This window comes from Salinisphaera sp. SWV1 (genome assembly GCF_052044155.1).
Classification (GTDB): Bacteria; Pseudomonadota; Gammaproteobacteria; order Nevskiales; family Salinisphaeraceae; genus Salinisphaera.
Window position 1 is genome coordinate 1 of record NZ_JBQDYE010000161.1, and the last position, 565, is coordinate 565.

At 44.6% G+C, this 565-nt stretch carries 1 protein-coding gene; it reads right to left on the reverse strand.

Features of this window, described 5'->3' with window-relative positions:
* Positions 1-443: maltose acetyltransferase domain-containing protein (locus tag ACS8YF_RS20025; protein WP_440851815.1), on the reverse strand; the 443-nt coding region annotated here is incomplete at its 3' end.
* Positions 444-565 lie beyond the last annotated feature (122 nt).

A 565-nucleotide genomic window follows, 5' to 3' on the forward strand; every position in this document is an offset into this window, starting at 1 on the left:
GGATTAATAACCACATGACTTCCGATCCAGACGTTATTGCCAATCGTTATCGGAAAAGAGTACATCTCGCCGTTTTTTCTCAATTCATGGTGTACAGGGTGTCCCGTAACGGAAAGAGTAACGTTGGGTGCAATCAGTACGTTATCACCGATTGTTACCGTGTAGTCATCGACAATGGTTAAATTGAAATTTGCATAAAAATTGCGGACTATATGGATGTTGGAACCGTAAGAGAAATAGACAGGCGGTTCTACCCAGGCGTTTTCCCCTACCGTGGCAAACATTTCTTTAATCAGGCTTTCTCTTTTTTCAACTTCTGATGGATGCGAGTGATTAAACTCATACATTAACGTTTTCCCACGAAGTTTTTTTTCCGGTAAGCCTTCGCACATATCGGTAAATAGCTTGCCTGCTTTTATTCTTTCTGTCATTGGCATGTTCATTGCGATCATTCCGTCCTGATATGTTGGTCGGATAAGGCGCCCGCGCCGCATCCGACATTGATTGCTTAAGCGACTCCATTCACCTGACGACGCAGTAGAGAAAGCGGACCGGGGCCGCTAAG